At 54.4% G+C, this 17,021-nt stretch carries 14 protein-coding genes and 1 tRNA gene; 8 read left to right on the top strand and 7 right to left on the bottom strand.

Translation table 11 applies throughout. From position 1 onward, the window contains the following. Positions 1 to 96 precede the first annotated feature (96 nt). Positions 97 to 3,237, bottom strand: a complete 3,141-nt coding sequence (locus JHC09_RS06170) for an SIR2 family protein (protein ID WP_199531225.1) — start codon at positions 3,235 to 3,237, stop codon at positions 97 to 99. Positions 3,238 to 3,354: 117 nt separating this feature from the next. Further along, the gene (locus tag JHC09_RS06165) at positions 3,355 to 3,978 is read right to left on the bottom strand and encodes a recombinase family protein (RefSeq protein ID WP_199531224.1); all 624 of its coding nucleotides are present in this window, start codon (positions 3,976 to 3,978) and stop codon (positions 3,355 to 3,357) included. A gap of 307 nt (positions 3,979 to 4,285) precedes the next feature. Between JHC09_RS06165 and JHC09_RS06160 the strand changes: the two genes are divergently transcribed. Then, positions 4,286 to 5,056 (top strand): hypothetical protein, encoded by a 771-nt coding sequence (locus JHC09_RS06160; RefSeq protein WP_199531223.1) that lies wholly within the window; start codon positions 4,286 to 4,288, stop codon positions 5,054 to 5,056. Positions 5,057 to 5,354: 298 nt separating this feature from the next. Here JHC09_RS06160 and JHC09_RS06155 read toward each other — a convergent pair whose 3' ends face one another. Both JHC09_RS06155 and JHC09_RS06150 read right to left on the bottom strand, forming a co-directional pair. After that, positions 5,355 to 7,106 (bottom strand): site-specific integrase, encoded by a 1,752-nt coding sequence (locus JHC09_RS06155; protein ID WP_199531222.1) that lies wholly within the window; start codon positions 7,104 to 7,106, stop codon positions 5,355 to 5,357. Positions 7,107 to 7,196: 90 nt separating this feature from the next. Continuing rightward, a tRNA-Ser gene (locus JHC09_RS06150) sits at positions 7,197 to 7,286 on the bottom strand. Positions 7,287 to 7,511: 225 nt separating this feature from the next. Here JHC09_RS06150 and JHC09_RS06145 point away from each other — a divergent pair. From JHC09_RS06145 to JHC09_RS06135, 3 genes are all read left to right on the top strand, one after another. After that, positions 7,512 to 7,835, top strand: coding sequence for a hypothetical protein (locus JHC09_RS06145; RefSeq protein WP_169194203.1), 324 nt, complete (start codon positions 7,512 to 7,514; stop codon positions 7,833 to 7,835). A 76-nt stretch (positions 7,836 to 7,911) separates the two neighbouring features. Next, positions 7,912 to 8,562 (top strand): peptide-methionine (S)-S-oxide reductase MsrA, encoded by a 651-nt coding sequence (gene msrA / locus JHC09_RS06140; protein WP_199531221.1) that lies wholly within the window; start codon positions 7,912 to 7,914, stop codon positions 8,560 to 8,562. A gap of 78 nt (positions 8,563 to 8,640) precedes the next feature. Beyond that, positions 8,641 to 9,012, top strand: a complete 372-nt coding sequence (locus tag JHC09_RS06135) for an MmcQ/YjbR family DNA-binding protein (RefSeq protein ID WP_199531220.1) — start codon at positions 8,641 to 8,643, stop codon at positions 9,010 to 9,012. On the opposite strand, the gene JHC09_RS06130 is transcribed toward JHC09_RS06135, so the two are convergent. Continuing rightward, positions 8,996 to 10,783, bottom strand: coding sequence for a hypothetical protein (locus tag JHC09_RS06130; RefSeq protein ID WP_199531219.1), 1,788 nt, complete (start codon positions 10,781 to 10,783; stop codon positions 8,996 to 8,998). The two genes, JHC09_RS06135 and JHC09_RS06130, sit on opposite strands and share 17 nt — an antisense overlap. A 124-nt stretch (positions 10,784 to 10,907) precedes the next feature. Further along, positions 10,908 to 11,972 (bottom strand): nucleotidyltransferase family protein, encoded by a 1,065-nt coding sequence (locus tag JHC09_RS06125; RefSeq protein WP_199531218.1) that lies wholly within the window; start codon positions 11,970 to 11,972, stop codon positions 10,908 to 10,910. Positions 11,973 to 12,146: 174 nt separating this feature from the next. On the opposite strand from JHC09_RS06125, the gene JHC09_RS06120 reads away from it, so the two are divergent. Next, complete coding sequence (locus JHC09_RS06120) at positions 12,147 to 13,397, top strand: glycosyltransferase family A protein (RefSeq protein WP_199531217.1); 1,251 nt, start codon at positions 12,147 to 12,149, stop codon at positions 13,395 to 13,397. Here JHC09_RS06120 and JHC09_RS06115 read toward each other — a convergent pair. Beyond that, positions 13,387 to 14,496: a hypothetical protein gene (locus JHC09_RS06115; protein WP_199531216.1), complete on the bottom strand. Its 1,110-nt coding sequence runs from the start codon at positions 14,494 to 14,496 to the stop codon at positions 13,387 to 13,389. The two genes, JHC09_RS06120 and JHC09_RS06115, sit on opposite strands and share 11 nt — an antisense overlap. 178 nt (positions 14,497 to 14,674) lie before the next feature. Here JHC09_RS06115 and JHC09_RS06110 point away from each other — a divergent pair, with 178 nt between their 5' ends. From JHC09_RS06110 to JHC09_RS06100, 3 genes are read left to right on the top strand one after another with little or no spacing between them, the layout of a single operon-like run. Continuing rightward, the gene (locus JHC09_RS06110; protein WP_210338112.1) at positions 14,675 to 15,517 is read left to right on the top strand and encodes a hypothetical protein; all 843 of its coding nucleotides are present in this window, start codon (positions 14,675 to 14,677) and stop codon (positions 15,515 to 15,517) included. 53 nt (positions 15,518 to 15,570) lie between these two features. Then, positions 15,571 to 16,266, top strand: a complete 696-nt coding sequence (locus JHC09_RS06105; protein ID WP_199531214.1) for a glycosyltransferase — start codon at positions 15,571 to 15,573, stop codon at positions 16,264 to 16,266. Continuing rightward, a complete protein-coding gene (locus tag JHC09_RS06100) occupies positions 16,263 to 16,982 on the top strand; it encodes a glycosyltransferase family 2 protein (RefSeq protein WP_199531213.1) in 720 nt (239 codons plus the stop codon). Before JHC09_RS06105 ends, JHC09_RS06100 begins: the two co-directional genes overlap by 4 nt. The last annotated feature ends 39 nt before the right edge of the window (positions 16,983 to 17,021 follow it).

Here is a 17,021-nt window from a genome sequence, read left to right as displayed (position 1 = left end):
TCTAGTGCCAATGAATCAACACACAGTGCAACTGCCCCGCTCTAAGCACACAGCTCGTCAAGACAGGTATCAAACGGATGTTGGCAGCCTCCTCTGCTACACCCTGACTTCTTTGGCGACAGGCCCACGCAGAGTAAAACCCAGATAGAAGCTGACCGGAGCACCTACGGCAAGGTAGTCGACCTCCTCTTCGGGTAGGTCGGAAAAATGGAAGAATGCGTTTAGCTCGAATTCCTCGCACCGAATGAAACCGTATTCGCCATTCAAGCTCACCACCGAACCTGAAAACCTACGCAAGCTCCCGTTGCCGTCCCTTAAAATTCCCCGAACTGTCGTCTTTTCTGAGAATGGTAGAGGAGCGTTTGCGAGCTCTTCAAACAGAGCACGTGCCTCCTCCGCAGACTTCCGAAGTGCGAGCTGCCTTGCATACCAGAACTGCGCCTGCCGATTGCGGTCGCCCGGCGTGAACGAGCGCTTTAGGTGAAAGAGCAGTTCCTCTGCCAACAAAGTTGGAGCATCAGGATGGTGGTCCATTAGCGCCAAGGCGTAGTCATAATGTAAATCCGCACTTCCGGGGTTGTGATCTAAGCACTCTCTTATAACGTTAGCCGCATCTTCAAATTGCTGCCTAGAACGCTTAATTCTACTTAGTCGCCTTGCGATCAAAATACTTCTTTTATTCGCCGCAAACGCCTTCTCAAATGCCCTCTCAGCTCGGTCAGACTGAGAAAGTACGCCAGACATTTTCCCTTCTTCAGCTAATAAAATCGACTCATTTGGGAAATTTTGAAGTCCTTTTTTCAAGACTTTTTCGGCTTCCTGAATAGCGTCGCCCAAGCTTATAGTTGCTGCTTCACTTTGCTCGGCTTCCAATATGCCAAGGGCATCCTCCACCTCATCAATTGCGGCCTTGAGCAAAGTGTGATGTGGGTATGGGCTGCTACTCTTATTCAATAAGGCGGTAGCACGTTCCACTGAGCTTCGACGCCAAGCGAGTCTCGTGGCTGGTTCTACGGCAGCTCTGGAACGCCTCAGATCCAGTTCAGCAATGGAATGCCGGATAGATCGATTTGACGGCTCAAGTTCTAAAGCTCTCGTGAATAGATCACCGGCAACATCCAACTGATTTAGGTGTGCGGCTTCGTGCATTTCAAACAAACCGCGCTGGTGCAACAGAAACGCTCGAGTGCCGAACGACGCTTCAGCAACGTCATAGACTTGGCGAATACGGTCGGGGCGACTCAAGGAGGTTTCCAACGCTTCAGCTCGAACCATCCTGCCAAGCACCTCTGTGTCGTAAGAGAAGTTGGGATTTAGTTTGCTGACGATGCGTATGATGCTGTCGAACCGAGCATCCTCTGTCTTCAAAACACCATGGTAAACGGTATCTGCGATGTGGGGGTGACGAGCCTCATACACATAGTCGCCAGAACGCTTATCCTCCCTAAGTACAACGATTTGCTCGAGAGGTTTGAAAAAGTTGGTACTGAACTCTTCAAAATCGATGTTGTGAATTCTGGAAATGAGCCCAGCTCTGACTGGGGGACCAAATCGATGCAACGAACAAATATCTAAATAAAGAAGCCTAGCTTCTGGCGTTGCAAGATCGTGATATTCCTTCACAATCAAGTCTTGAAGTGGAACACCGTGCGTCGCCTCAAGTAAGGCAACGAGCAATTGACGGCCGAATTTATGCTGAAGTTCATACACCCGCCGATCAGGAGGGAAATGAATGAGATTTCCCAGTGATTTATTCGCATCGAGCTTGTTTACAAGCTTTTCTATATTCTCTTGGGAGAGATACCGCATCTCCAACACCGCACCCACGAGTGGCTCGAGCTCAGCGCAGTAAGTGTTCCACGTGCTGAAAGTCTCTGTACCAATTATTACCAGATGGGCTTTGCGTTTCTTCGCGCGAGCAATTAGCTCGATAACCTTCCCACGATGGTGAGCGATATTGTCGATAAATACAAAAATTGGGAGGTTGGTGAGATCAAAAATCTCATCAAAACACTCGATATCAATCAAGTGATTTCGCGAAACGTAAAAGCATAACTTTGAATGTTTTCGAGCAGCCTCAAAAGCGGCGCGGCGAAGTGCTACAGATTTACCTGAACCAGCGTGTCCTTTAAGGAGAACTACGGGCTGATTGGATGCTTTAACCGCGTTGAGAATGTGCCCGTTGATGATTTGATCAACGATGGGCTGCCTCACATCCAGATCATCTGCAATCGGTGCCCAACCGAGATCAAATCCGGCGTAGAAACGTTGCGGCACTGCAGTTCCGGGCTCAAGTTCAATGCAGACATGTTCTATGAATGAGCCCAAGTAGCGAATTAGCGCGTCACTCTCTGTGCGTCCATTCACTGTGATGAAGCGCCCAAAAGTGGTGGATGCTGGAGACTGCAGAGCACCTAATTTGCGCTGACCTGCAGGTATTTCGCGGTCTAGAACCCGGAGGAAGTGCTCGAAAGTGCTATCTACGGCGTACACCCGCCTTTCGACCCAATACTGAGCTTCTATGTCCAGCACGTTCTTGTTTATAATGTAGTGCCGCGGACGAGCATCACCTTCCTCAATGATTTCTTGTAGCAAGGCCCTCAAGTTCGCATCATCGAAGCTGTACCCGCAAAACACGACGGTATGACTGCTCGCCCACTCCATGAATGTTTTGAACTGCCCTATGCGACCATCGCTATACTTTATGTATTGCTCGGTGCTGGCGATCATTGGAGGCTTGATCTCTGCATGTCTGGTTATGCATCCATGCAGTTTGATGTAAAGCACGCCGTCTTCACCCAACTGATCGGTCGCACCATCTCCGTCTCTTCGGTTAACGACCAACCGCTGCGCCCGTTCGCGCTGCTGCTCGTATGACTTCTCGACCACCGTGTCGTAGTTGGTACCCGCAATCCCTGCCCATACAAAAGTTGGCAGGAGCAGGTGAAACTCTGCAGGCTCTACAACTTCAAACAGTTGGAACAGAAATTTCTGCACTGAGCGTGTGTCCCGCGCTGTGCAAGCTAGATCATAGGTGCGTTTGAGCCCCAAGCTATCGTACCCTGCTGGCAAAAACTCCTTCGCTATAAGCTCACTCAGTTGCGTTGCATTGGGAACAGCTCCATTCGCGCCACGGAAACCCGACGCGCCAATTGAACAACCCGAGCCCAAAAACAGTACGGCGCGCCCCTCACGCACGGCAGATACAAGCTCAGGCGGAATATCCACATTGGCCATTCAGAATTACTCAGTTCAAGCTAAATAGAACAGCCATCTGAGCTGAGAATCGCAGCAGCTACAACAAAAAAACAGACACCATCATGAAGATATACGCCATTAAGAACCGCCCTTACTTTATTCACCCAAGGACTGCCTTCGCTTGGCCAACCTAGCCAGAGTAGATCTAGAGCATTTTGTAGCTGAAATAATTTCGTTCCAACTACGACCCGTTTCTAACAGGCTGACGATCAAAGAGTTTCGATCAACATCCTCAGGACGACCTTTGTATACCCCTCTTAATTTAGCGGAAGTGATGCCTTGCGACTGACGCTTTCGCCTATCCTCGTAGTCCTTACGGGCGATTGCGGCCAACATATCAAGCAGCATACCGTTGATCGCCTCGGCCATGCGCGAAGTGAAATCGTCCGCGTTCTCGATAGCCAGCTGCCACGAAGTTGGAAGGTCTAGGGCTACGACCCGAACCTTCCGCTCTGCGATCTCAGCTCGGAGACGCCCCCAGTCAGCAGCGTTCAAACGGCTAAGACGGTCCACCTGTTCAACCAGCAGCACATCTCCGGGGTGACAATCGCCAAGCAGCCTAAAAAGCTCAGGGCGAGTCAGTGAGGCCCCGCTTTCGTTCTCGATGTAGGTTGCCGCTATAGCCAGCCCACGGGCCTCTACGAAGGCCTCCAACTCGCTCCTAGCCCGTGTTGCGTCTTGCTCTTGGGTGGAAGCGCGAAGGTAGGCACGTACGAACATAAGGCACCATCAGTTCGATTAGGATGGTTCGCAAATAAACGGTTCGATTTGAGTTATCAAACCGAATTATCGAACCATCAACAGAACTGGTTCGCTTAGGGCATACCCAAAAAGCCAGAACAATCGCCCCGGCGAGCAGCGCTGAACCCTGACTAACGCCGACCATTCAGAAATGTCTGGAACGAGACCACATCAGCCAAATCTGGACGATAGGAGAATTCAAGAACCAGCTCGATTTGTTGCTGACACACTTTGTCGCTGCTAATCATTATCAAGTTGACTGGAAACAGAAACTAACGAGGCAAAGTTGCACCAAAGGTTCCCCGAAGAGGTCTGCCAGAAAATAGGAAACTACGTCTACCGCTTGATTGACCCGCGCAACGGCGAGACCTTTTATGTGGGGAAAGGCAAAAACAATCGAGTTTTTGATCATGCTGAGGGCCTGCAAAGTGTTGACGACGATGCAGACCAAAACATGGGGCCAAAACTTGAGCGCATTCGCGCAATCAAGTCCTCAGGGCTAGAAGTTCTTCACGTCATACATCGTCACGAGGTACCAGACGATGCTATCTTCGAGGTTGAGGCTGCGCTCATAGACGCTTACCCCGGCCTCACCAACATCCAAGGAGGCCATGCGAGTAGCTCTAGGGGCCCAATGAACCACTTGGAACTCATCGATAAGTACAGCCTCCCTGAGTTCCCGGAACATCCTGACCACGCCTTGGTCGTTATCAACATCAACAAGCTTGAGGACAGGTTTGATCGCCGGGCCGTCTATAACCTAGTTAGATTTTGCTGGCGCATTTCGAAGACGAGAGCAGAGAAAGCGGAGTACGTGCTGGCAGTAGTCAGAGGCGTGGTAGTTGGTGCATTCCGCCCTACCCGATGGATGTACGCCACTCCAGAGAACTTCCCTGACGTTCCTCACGCTGACGGTTCAGAGAGACATCGAGTCGGCTTCGTTGGTGAGGATGCCCCCTCAGAAATCTGGGACCTTTACGTCGGAGCGCGTGGAAAACGGATTACCAACCCTAAACTTAAGCACGTTCAGAACCCGATTAGATTTTGGAAGGTCTAGTCCCGTGGGAGGCAATCTCAGTAGAAACGCGCTGCCTATTCTGAAATGAAACTGATTGAGGGGGAGGGACGGGGGACATGCTCAGCGACTGAATCGATTGTGCCGTCTCGCATTTTTAGCTGAAAACTAATGCGACCAGCAGAAGCAATGCCAGACCTAAGCTTCCAAGTATGACCCCTCAAATACGCTCATGCTATGATAGGTAACTACCGGGGGGCCTCCTAATGTGGGGGGTAATCGATTTATGCCAAAACCGTCCAGTTTTGAGGCTGCATCTAGAAAGCCGCGACACCAATAGTCAGCAGCTTTTCAGGTGCGATAGATCAAGCCCCTTGTATTCTATGCGCCTCACCCACTCATCAAGCTTCGGCAACACGTACCCTTTGCCATAGCGAGCTGCCATAGCCTTCTCGCTATGCCCTTGGAGTGTATTCATGATCTCAGTGGGCATCTCGGCGTCTCGGCAAGCATCTTCAAAATTGTGCCGGAAGCTGTGAAAGCTAGTCTTGGCCGTCTTCACATCGCATGTAACAAGAAAGCGGGTGAAGAACTTGGAGAATGGTGAGGAATAATAACCGTCCTCGCCCATTGGCAGATCAGGGAAAAGTCGCTCCTGCTTAACCCTACGCCTGCGCTCGACCAAACGCGCTAGCCCCATCTTCACCAATTCAGGATGGACAGGAATTAGTCGCTGGGCGTTCGCGGTTTTAAGGCGTTGGTCCTCATGCTCATCGACCAACACGAAATGCAGCACACCCTGAGCCTCTTGGACGTCCGCCGTCCTGAGCTGAATTATTTCTCCCAATCGTGCGCCTGAATAAAGGCTTATGAGGGGAACCCAGTATTTACCACTGTCGCTCAGCACCTCGCTACCAGCTCGCGCCCAGAAGCGATTGGACACACAACCCGTGTATATGGGGGCACGAAAAATTCCGTTGAGCTGCGCTATCGTGAATGGGTCTCGTTCATCTCGTGCGCTAGCCTTGATTTTGAGCTTGAGCTTATCGAATGGATTGCCCTTGGCCTCGTCGTAATTCTCGGCTGCCCAATTCCAGAATGACCCCAAAAACATAATGACCTTATTTATGTTTCGGTCGGACATTGGAGGCAGACCCAATTCTGAGGCCTTCTCACTAGCGCTCGCGAAACCCAAACTGGCGAGAGCCGAATGCTTGGACCAGTTGGGAGGCAGTCGCTGCAAAGCTTGCTTGAATGCACGTCCGTCCGACTTGCTATAATCGCCGATGGGACGGTCACCAACCAGACTGAGAAAATGTGCAGACCAGACTTCATGTTCTCGCCGCGTTTTCTCAACCCACGCCGAACGCGACTTTTCTTCAATCCAAGCCTTGCGAACGACAGACGCCAGTGGCCCTGCACCAGAGGCAACCGCAACGCTAGCAGCAATGCCGACTGACGGGCGTTTAGCAACCTCTGCGGTGCGAACAACATCCCCTCGGTTTCTCGCCTCCACGACGCCCTGAGCGCGCACAATCGCAGCCAGAATAGCCCTGACCGCAGGTTTCCAGCTCGGAGAGTCGGGCGCTAGGTTAATCCCTAGTTCGGTCCAAGACAGCACCTCCTCAGCCTCATCCCTATAGAAAGATTCGACCTTGCCCCGCGCATACAGATGGCGAGCAACATCAGCAAACTCTCCGAACTCCTCGGCGTATTCATCAAAAGATTGGACGGGAGTTTTCGGTAGAGGCTCGTCTAACTCGTAAAAGCCTGTGTCTCTCACCTCATCGTCCTCCTCGAGCAGATGACGGAAGTACGCCTCTTCAACGGCCAGCAACTGAGCATCGGTTAAGGCTTGGACGGGAGCGGTGGACTTGACTTCTAGATTTCGACGATGCGCTTCAAACCGCAGATCGATTTCGCGAGAGATCTTCCGAGCCAACACCACCGCTTCGCTGTGATTACCGGTACCGAGGGACACTTTCTCCTCAGACTTCGGATAGGTAGCCTTGATGTCCAAAGGCACAGCGGCGCGCACATAGTATGTTGTGCCGCGTTTAATCAGACGGGGATGTTTGGGCATGTCGCTCATAGCTCCACTGTACCAGTGTAATGGACCTGTGCGAAGCTCAAGCTATTGAATTTGCTGTGTTCCCAAGGAATACGGGCTTCTCGGGAATTATGGCGGAGAGAAAGGGATTCGAACCCTTGAGACGGTTCCCCGCCTACACACTTTCCAGGCGTGCGCCTTCGACCACTCGGCCACCTCTCCGCATCGCTGTTTCGGATGAACCGATAGGGGTTGGAAATCCCTGCGAGCGAGGCGCAATATACTCAGGATCGTTTCGGACGCAAGGGATCGTTCACCCACATTCTTGAGTTTATCACCATCATCCGTTTCAGCTTACCAGCGAGGGTGATAAGATGGGCGACATGAGGGGTGGAAGGGTTGCGCCGACAACTGTGTTTCTCCGCCCCAAGAACGGAAGAGGGTAGTATGCGCGCAGTTTTGAGGTTTTTGGGCACATGGATTATCGCCCTCAGCCTGATTATGCTGATCATCGACGGTACAAAATCCCTCGCCTCCAAGTCAATTACTTGGACTAGCCTTGAAAACTTCTGGACCCAACTGAACCCGTCCACGCTCGAGGCGACATTCTCTTTCGTAGGAAGCCGTTACTTTGCAGACATGCTGCAGACCGGACTCTCGGCTTTGTTGGGCTACCCTGCTTTTGCGGTGTTCGGAATCCTGGGGATAGTTCTTGCGCTGGTGGGGCGTCGCCCGCGCCGCGAACGCTTTTTGCAGCCTGAGTACATCTAACCTCCAGCTCTGGCGCTTCGCCGCTCCAATCCCCATATGGGGTACACAGCCTCAAACGCAGACACAGGACCGGTTCATGTTTTTCCGCAAGCCAGCTACTCTTCCTTCTGCCAGCGAAGCCCTGCCCGGCCGCGCTACCGAGATGCCTATTGCCGTACACCATTTCGTCAATGGCACGAAGCTGAAGGGGCCTTATGCCGACGGGAGCCAGACAATCTATCTCGCACTCGGGTGCTTCTGGGGTGCCGAGCGCCTCTTCTGGCAAGTACCAGGCGTTCTGGTCACTGCAGTGGGGTATCAAGGCGGGCACACGCCGAACCCGAGCTATGAGGAAGCTTGCTCTGGCCTCACCGGTCACACCGAGGCTGTTAAAGTAGTCTATGACCCCACGCAGATCTCGCTTGAGGCACTGCTGAAGACCTTCTGGGAAGAACACGACCCAACGCAGGGCATGCGCCAAGGCAATGATGTGGGCACGCAATACCGGTCCGCCATCTACACGACGACTCCCGAGCAAGCAGCAGTGGTCGACAAAAGCCGCGCTGTCTATCATGAGGCGCTGCTGGCGCGTGGCTTGGGACCTATCACCACGGAGGTCGGCCCTGCCGGCCCCTTCTATTATGCAGAAACCTACCATCAGCAATATCTTGCCAAAAACCCAAATGGCTATTGCGGCCTAGCGGGCACAGGTGTCAGCTGCCCAATAGGCTTGGGCGTCTCGGCCTAGTTGAGGCGCTGTCCCCTCACATGGTAAGCATTTCGCGCTCCGATCCGTCGGGGCGCTTTTTTTCTTTCCGGACCGGCCGTGACTTATCCAGCGATCATGCATCGGGAGCCGTTTGAGAGCTTCGTCTTAAGCCTTCCGGCCGTAACGCTGGTCCGGCAATGGCGCGACGACTCTGTCGCCAAGATTGGCGGTAAGGTGTTTTGCTTGCTCGACAAGGACCCGGGCGAGATCTGGCTCAAAGTGTCGCCTATGAGTTTTTCCCTGATGATTGAGGTGGAAGGCATTCGCCCCGCGCCTTACTTCGCCCGCGCCGGATGGGTGGCGATCTCCCATCGCAGCCCACTGACCGAGCAAGAGATTTCCGCCTATATCGTGGAAGCACGCCGGCTGGTTGCTGCAAACCTCTCCAAACGATTACAAGCCGAGCTCGGGCTTATTCCGGCGCAATAGCGTAGACTTTGAGCGGGCCTGCAGACGGCACCTCATGCAACCATTCGGGCAATTGCCCCGCGGCGATGAGGCGCAAAAGCGATCGACCATCCCCCGATTTTTCGACGCCCATTTCAGGCATGGACGGGCATGTGACCACCAAGCCCAGACCGCGCTTGCGCGCAATCGCTAAAGCGTCGGCTTCGCTGCTTTGGAAAAAGCGGAAAGCGTCCAACACCCCCTGCTCGTTACGGTGATAAGGCGCCGCCACAACATGGTGCGGCGTATACAGCATCATATGCGCGCCCAGATCGATAGGCGTCATGATCCGCTCAACTGGCAAGCCTGCCAGATCGACGAACGCGTCAGGCACTAAGCATTCTTGCTTTGCCCCTACTTCTAAAGAGGCCTCTGCGGAGGGCGCATTGCCCGTCAGGGCCAATACGGCATTGCCGCCAAGGCCCAGCACTGCACCTGCCGATACTAACCAGCTCACAAGCAGCCCCAGCGTGCTCAAAATATTGGTGTTTCGCAGATAGTTCTGCCGAGCCCCCACAATCAGCCATGCTGCCATCGGGACAGATAGGCTGGTGGCAAGACGCGCTCCGCGGATCTGAAACAGCATGGCAAGACTGGCCAGAGCCAGAAAGCACACCAGAGCCAGCCAAAGGTCGATGTTCACGCCACGCCTGAGCGCTACCACACCGATGATAAGCCCCAACACGACAGGCACAGTCACCACCAAAGCATAAACCGGTCCGTCGACGAGGCTCACATGCCATGGTCTTGCCTCGACAATATTATTCAGCCAATTGGCCTGCAGCCAGGGTTCGAGCGTGCTGTAGGGGCCTTGCACGCACTGCGGATAGGCAAAAGCGAGAATGCTCAGTGTTCCCGCCCCGAACAGCGCTAACAAAGCCAAACGGCCGAACGCGTGGTTTTGTTGGGGCAGCAGCGCGACCGCGCAATAGCTCAGCCCAACCAAAGCGGCGGCGAGCACATAGACTGGCGAGATCATATCACATGCCGCTTCCAACCACCGATCCGGCATGCGCGCGGTGGCGAGAAAGAAGGCGCTGCTGAGCGCAAAGCTTATTCCAAAGCGCATCATCGCATGACGCTTTTGTCCATCGAGCACATAGGCAAGGCCAAAGGCCAAGATTGCTCCGGCAACAAGCGGCAGAGCCTCAATCGCCACGGCGATAGAAAAGGCCGCGAAAAATCCCGCGAGCCATGCGCCTGTCGAGCGGCGCTGCCCAATCAGCGTTGCCAAGACCGTCGCCAAGGTCAGCACTGCCACGACATTGTGGTGATCAAGTCGACCCGGTGAGAATTCGGCCATCAGCGCTGGGTTCAGCACAGGCAGAAGCGCAGCGGGAAGCACACCCTCTGGCCCCACCAAGGTTTTGGTGATGCGCACGGTGAGATAAATCAAAACGGCCAAGAGCAACAGCGGCCAGACCACCCCGGTGACAACCACCGCCGTGCTCGCGCCGAAACCCCAAGTCGAAACTGCCAGCAGAGCGGCGATTGGCAGATCGACGAAGCGCGACCAATGCAGTTCCGCGCCAAAAGGCGTATTGAGCCGGTGCGCAATAAAATCAAACCACGGCTGACCGTTCAGAAAGTCGCGCGCAAAAGCCAGCCGCATCGCGTCGTCGGTGTCGGCGAAAAGGGGCTGCGCCTCGCCCGCTGCGAAAACGCGATAGAGCATCACGACTACTGCGCCCAGCCAGACAGCGCCGACCAGCGCCCACTCGCGGCGCTCCAAACTCGATCCGTCCCCCGACACGCCCTGCCCTCCAACGCGAGGCTTAGTTCTGGAACAAGAGTGGTTAAAAGCGGGTGTGTGCTGTGTTCGCCATGGTGACAACAGTCGACCGGACGGCAAGTGCCGAAAACACTCCTGGACTTCCTCAGGCTCTAAAAGAGGCAGTCATGCGTCGCCAAAAAGCACGATCAAACAATTTACCGAAAAATTTCTGGGGCCGTGCATGTTTCCAGAACTGCGGCCGTGTCATGTCGGCGAGCAGATTGAGGCTCGCTGCGATCATCGTTCCGCTGCTGCCGAGGTGCCTTAACTCGATTTCAGCAATCAGCCGTGCTGCACGGACACTCCGCCAGCGCGCTCTGTTATCACCGCGCAACGCCCAGTCTGCAACGACGCGCCAGTCGTCCCACAACCGTGCATTAGTCTTCGTACTCATTGCTCTCTCTAGCGCAATGCGCTCAGAGGCCTCCAGCCCCTCGTACAACAGTTCCAGCTCGATAAAGGAGCGTAGAAACAATCCACCATGCATGCTGTTTCTGTCGGCTCGGAGCGCGTGGATAAGGGTGATAACGATCTGATCGACGCGCGAGGGCATTAGCAGGCTGACAGCTCCGGGAGCGGATATTGCATTGGCCTCAACACTGCCGAGGAAGCTTACATATGCAGGCGGTACGCATAGTACGTGCGGCTCGACCCGCGCCGCATCTCCTTCTCGCCCAATTGGCGCAAGGTGATGCTCACCGATTTTGAGCTCTAGCGTCGTTGGAAACTCGTCTACCGGATCCACGGTGATATAGCCGAGCTTTGCAAAGACTTGCAGGGCCTGGGGGGTGCTCACCCATATATCCAAGTCTGCCATCTGCCTAAGGCCGGGACGCGGATAAATTGGCCGAAAAATCTGGATAGCGCCCTTGAGCAAAATCACCCGCGTTCCAGCATTTTGGAGGGCCCGATCCAGCTCCAATAATTGTTGACGCATATGGAGATGCCGCGCGACGTAATATGCTGGCTTGGGAAGGGCCGTATCCCAATTCACCTCCGAGAGCAGATAGGCAAAAATAGGTTTAAGCCTGTGCCGCGTTGCTAAAGTTTCGATGCTTTGGACGGACACGCCTGCTGCCCGCAAGTGACGCAATTGTGCGAGTGGGAATTGCCCCTTAGCCGCATGGAAGCCGATCTGAGCAAATGTACGCAGGTCTAAATGTGTCATTTAATAAGCAATCCCGTAGCCGCCATGCCTCGACCGTGATGATCTCGGTTCACACAGCATGAACGTCAGCACCACAAGCTCATAAGTCCTCGTGAAAGACAGATTCTATACACATTGGGCTACGTGGTGTTAAGGATTCCGCCGCCGGTTCAATGATGTAAGAAAGTGCTATCGATGGCCTCCGAGACGTGGAAGCGCTGGGTCACCGGGCCATCAGAACATGTATCTCCGACGAACCTGCACCGCGCCGACTTGGCCGTCGTCGTTATTGGTTTCCGCGCGCAACCGGGTTTAGTTGCAGCAGTCGCCTCCCTGCTCCGCCAAGATTGCCCGGCGGAAGTTGCAGTGGTGAATTCCGGAGGCGGAGGGGCGGGGGCGCTTCTAAGCGAATTTAGTGGACGCATCCGAGTCATAGATATCGAGCGACCTTTGCGTGTCGGCGCCGCGCGTAACATTGGCATTGACGCTACGGAAGCACCCTATGTTGGCTTTCTCGCTGGTGACTGCATCGCCAGACCAGGCTGGGTCAGCGCGAGATTGCAACGACATGCCAAGGGTAGTCGCGCTGTCGCTTCGGCCATCGCCTTGCCTGACCTGCGAAATGCCCCCGCTCTCGCTGCCCACTTGCTGCTCTTTGGCCTTCGTTCCCCCCAGATCCATCCCGCATATGCACTACGGTATGGCGCTTCCTATAAGCGCGATGTCTTTGCTGAGTTTGGGTATTTCAACACAGCCGCCCGGATCGCTGAAGACAGTTCCTTTGCTCAGCGGCTGGGACGTCACGTCTTTGCCGCTTGGGCGCCCGAAGTGCAGACTGAGCATGCCAATCCTCAAACAGCGTGGTCGCTCACCCAGGACCTCTATGCACGAGGGTTTCGAGCTGCACGAGGTAAACCTTCCGACAAGGCGTCACCTACCCCATTGGCTCAATTCAAAACCGTCCCTGCAAATGCCCGCCAACGCAGACGCACTGCCAACAAGATAGCGACCGATTTCATCGGTCTGGATCAGTCAGCTCTTGCTGCGGTGAAACCGTTCCTCAGCATTGGGAGCTGGGCCTATAGTGTCGGTGCGGCACGGGGAGCGCGCCAATTGGAGCGCACTTATCGGCTGGCGAGCACTGCAGAACATGATGGCCCGCTCCAAAACATCAGCCAGCTCGAAAGCGCCGTGTCCATGGACGGCGAAAATATCGCGCTGCGCCTCCTGTGCGCGGATGCGTATCGCAACGTTGACGACGCCAAGAGCCTGGCTCATCTGAACATGGCCATGGAACTATCATGCTTCCACGCTGTCCATGCTGGACGACAGTTGGCTTGGCTCCGAGAACGCAATTTGGTGGCACACGCGGATGCCTTTGACAGGCGCCTGCGCTATTGCCTTCCCGCATTCGCACGGCAAATCGGCGCAGAGCCTATCCCGTAAGTTCGGCCGAGAACCGCATGCCGTCGTGCGGAAAATTCGCCTCGATAAAAGCCTTTAACAGGCGGCCATTCTGTTCGGCGTCAGCTGCGAGGTCGAGATGAAAACACGGGAGTTGTCTGAGAAGCTTGGCGTAAAACGACATACCGCGTTCTTGTTCTGCAGGGAATTGAAAGAGGTTGGACGTCATCAATGCAAGCATGACCTCGCGCGCTTTGGCCGGGCGCAAAGCGGGAACCGCAGCGTGCGCAATATGGGGCAAAACCACGGCACCGAGCCGGAGTTCACTCACAAAGGGTTCAAGAAAATACTGGTCGGGGTTAAACATGACCTTGCCGCGCCAATTGTCGGCCAAATCGGCCGTGCCCTGCTGCAAATGAGGTAGGCGCGCCAAACCTGCTCGATCTTGTTTGACAACCCTGTACAGTGCTCGCGCTATACCGGACCCCTCCATGTCTAAGGCAATATAGTCATCGCCGACGGTCTTGAGACCCACGGACAAGCCCGCAAGAGTAGTTCCGGACTTCCCTGCGCCTCCGGCCCCGAACATCACTATGCCAGCGCCGTTAAGCCCTAGGGTTGCGGCATGGGCGAGCCGCTGCTCATGCTCATCGAATATCCAGTGCAAGTGCTGGCGCAACGGCGCTGTCGCGTCCCAAAGCGGCAGAGTTTCTCTGCGTTCTGTCAGCTGGACGCCAATGCGTCGCTCCGTATCGTAGAACTTCCAAGTCCCTTCCTGAAACGGATAGGCCGCACGCAATCCTGCCGCGCGAGCTAAGTGTTGAAAAGCCTCGGGGGAGCATGTCGACTGATCCAGTCGCGGCACCCCAAATTCCGGCGTCTGTGTTCCCGTCAGAATGAAAATACGGTGCTCACCGAGGTCTTCCACTGCGCGCGACGACAAGATGCCGACATAGTGATCGGCCAACGAGGCATCATCAAAAACAAGCTCAAGCTGAAGGTCCGCGAGAAAAATTTTGCGACGATGCCAAACGGGTTGCGGCGCCGTAGCCAAATGGCTGATCACCTGGCGCATCCATTGAACTGCAGTGGCGCCGTCTACTGTTAGACAGGAGGTGGAAAATTCAGTTAGTCCTGCCATCTGCATGCTCTTTTTGCTTGTGCACAAGGACGATTTGCTAGCTTAACCGTCTGATAAAATACATTTCTCAGAAATGCTATTCACTCCGATGACCGTCAGTTCAATAGAAGTTCGCCATGCACCCCCGGCAATATCCCAACGGGTACGGGCTTGGTTCGAAAAACCGTCTCGGATTGCCTTGGTTGATGGCGGCAGATCGATCCATCTACCCCACCCCGATAAACGCGGTTATTCGCTAAAGATCAAAGGGGCAGGTTATCGTGGCGGTGGTGTAAAATTTGGGACGCACGTAGCGTCTGGACCGACCGCACCGCGCTTTGATTTCGATGGACGGATGATGGTGGATGTGGCCAGCGGCCACAACACTGCTTTCGTGGGAGGCGCATCGTTTCAGCAGGCTGCCACCGAGTTTTTCATGGCGCAAGAATTTGCAAGGCTCAGCATAGAGGTCGTCGCCTGCGTCGGCTACGGGCGTATCGCGCATGGTGAGCATGTCTCATGGTTCTCGATACATGAATGGCCGACCGGCTACCACGACATCGGCGCGGACGAGACGGAAACCTACCGCTTAGTCAATATAAACGTCAGCCGGATCATTCTGGAGCTTGCTCAACACCACAACAAAATTGGCTATTTTTGGATGGCTCAGAACGCGGCGGGCCATCAAGTCGCCTTCGATCTTCACCCGTTCATTTCGGTTGATCCGCTGAATTGCTCGCAGCTGAGTTGGGTCATGCAATTAGCCTTTGCCTATTCAGTTCGGTGTTATGCCTGTGAAATATTTTCAAAACTTTCAGGCAACCAAAATCAGCATGCAGAAACCGCTGCGTATCCGCTCCTCGCGGTCTTGCCGAATGCGACACAAGAAGACTATAACGACTTAAAAATTGGATTATTGAAGCCGGCCAAGAAGATGGTCACTACTGATTTTACCGCAAAGAAATTGGTTGATTTGATTAATGGCACTCGCATTGGTCAAGCTCTAATGTATCAGTGCCCAGATAACTACACCCGCTTTTAAGCACTACGCTGCCTGCGTAGTGCGCATGAGACTTTGACATCAGGTGATTCGGCTTGAATAAGACGCCCCCCGCCAACACAACCGTCGTCATACCGGCTTACAATGCGGAAAAATACTTGCGCGAAGCCATCAACAGTGTTGTGCGGCAAACGCGGCCTGCTGCCGCGATCATGATCGTCGACGATGGCTCAACCGACGGCACACCAGAGATTGCGCAGTCCTACCAGGGCGTCACCTATGTGCACCAGGCCAATGCCGGCGTTGCTGCAGCTCTCAATCATGGCGTGCGACTGACTAATACCAACACTATTGCGTTTCTCAGTGCCGATGACGTGTGGGCGCCCGAAAAGCTTGAACTCCAGCATATCGCGCTCGCTGGCCAGTCCAGGACATTGGTGTTCGGCCACATGCACCATTTTCTATCGCCTGAACTGCCCCCTGAATTGACCAGAACCCTAGCCTGTCCTCCCGAGCCAATGCCGGCTTTTTCCGCAGGTACTCTGCTCGCCGCTGTAGAGGACATCCGAGCGGTCGGGCCGTTCAATGAGACATTTCAAGTCGGCGAGTTCATGGACTGGTACGGCAGAGCGAAAGATGCGGGCCTGGTTACAACTATGCTCGACGCGACAGTATCGATGCGCCGTGTCCACAGCTCTAACCACAGCACGAAAACGCTGCGAAATCAGAGCTATGCGCCTGTTTTAAAAGCGCTTATCGATAGACGCCGCGCGCTGCAGGGAAAATTATGAAAGTTGTGGCTCTGCTGCAAGCACGCAATGAAGAGCGCTACGTCTCCGAATGGCTTGAGAATATCGCTCCAGTCGTTGATGCGATTGTAGCCATCGACGACGGGTCAATTGACAAGACAGCGGATATTTTATCCGCCCACCCAAAGCTTGCTGAGCTGATCAAACGTTCTCCTGGTCAACCCTGGCGAGAACGCGACAACCATATTGAACTCATCAAAGCAGGCCGTCGTCATCAGGCGGACTGGTTTTTATGCATCGATGCCGATGAACGTATCGAACTCAATTTTGGTGCGTCGCTGCCAGCGCTACTGAAAGAAGCAGACGTTCGTGGCGTTGAGGCCTTTTCCCTGCGCCTACGTGAAATGTGGAACGACGACCGCACGTATCGCGTGGACGGGATCTGGGGCCAGAAGGCGCGCTATCGCCTGTTCAAGAACAATCCTTCGCACAACAAATTTGATCCGCGCCAATTGCATCGCCATTGGATGCCGCTGGAGATCGTCATGCGGCTCCATGCTGTCGGCGGGCAATTGCCTTACGCAATTTATCATCTGCGTATGATCGATGCCGCGGATCGTCTCGCCAGATATCACCGCTACAAAGAACTAGACCCGACCAACCGCTTTCAGGCCGAAAACTACGACTATCTGATTGATGAGACAGGGCTCGAACTCGCGACGATTGCCGAAGGCGCAGACTACAAAATCAGATCGTGACGCGGACTGGCCTGCGCCAACACCACTATATGGAGACCT

Origin of the sequence: Devosia sp. MC532, from assembly GCF_016461625.1 — a bacterium.
Classification (GTDB): Bacteria; Pseudomonadota; Alphaproteobacteria; order Rhizobiales; family Devosiaceae; genus Devosia.
Note: the sequence above shows the minus strand (reverse complement) of the source record. Positions and strands in the feature narration are given on the sequence as shown.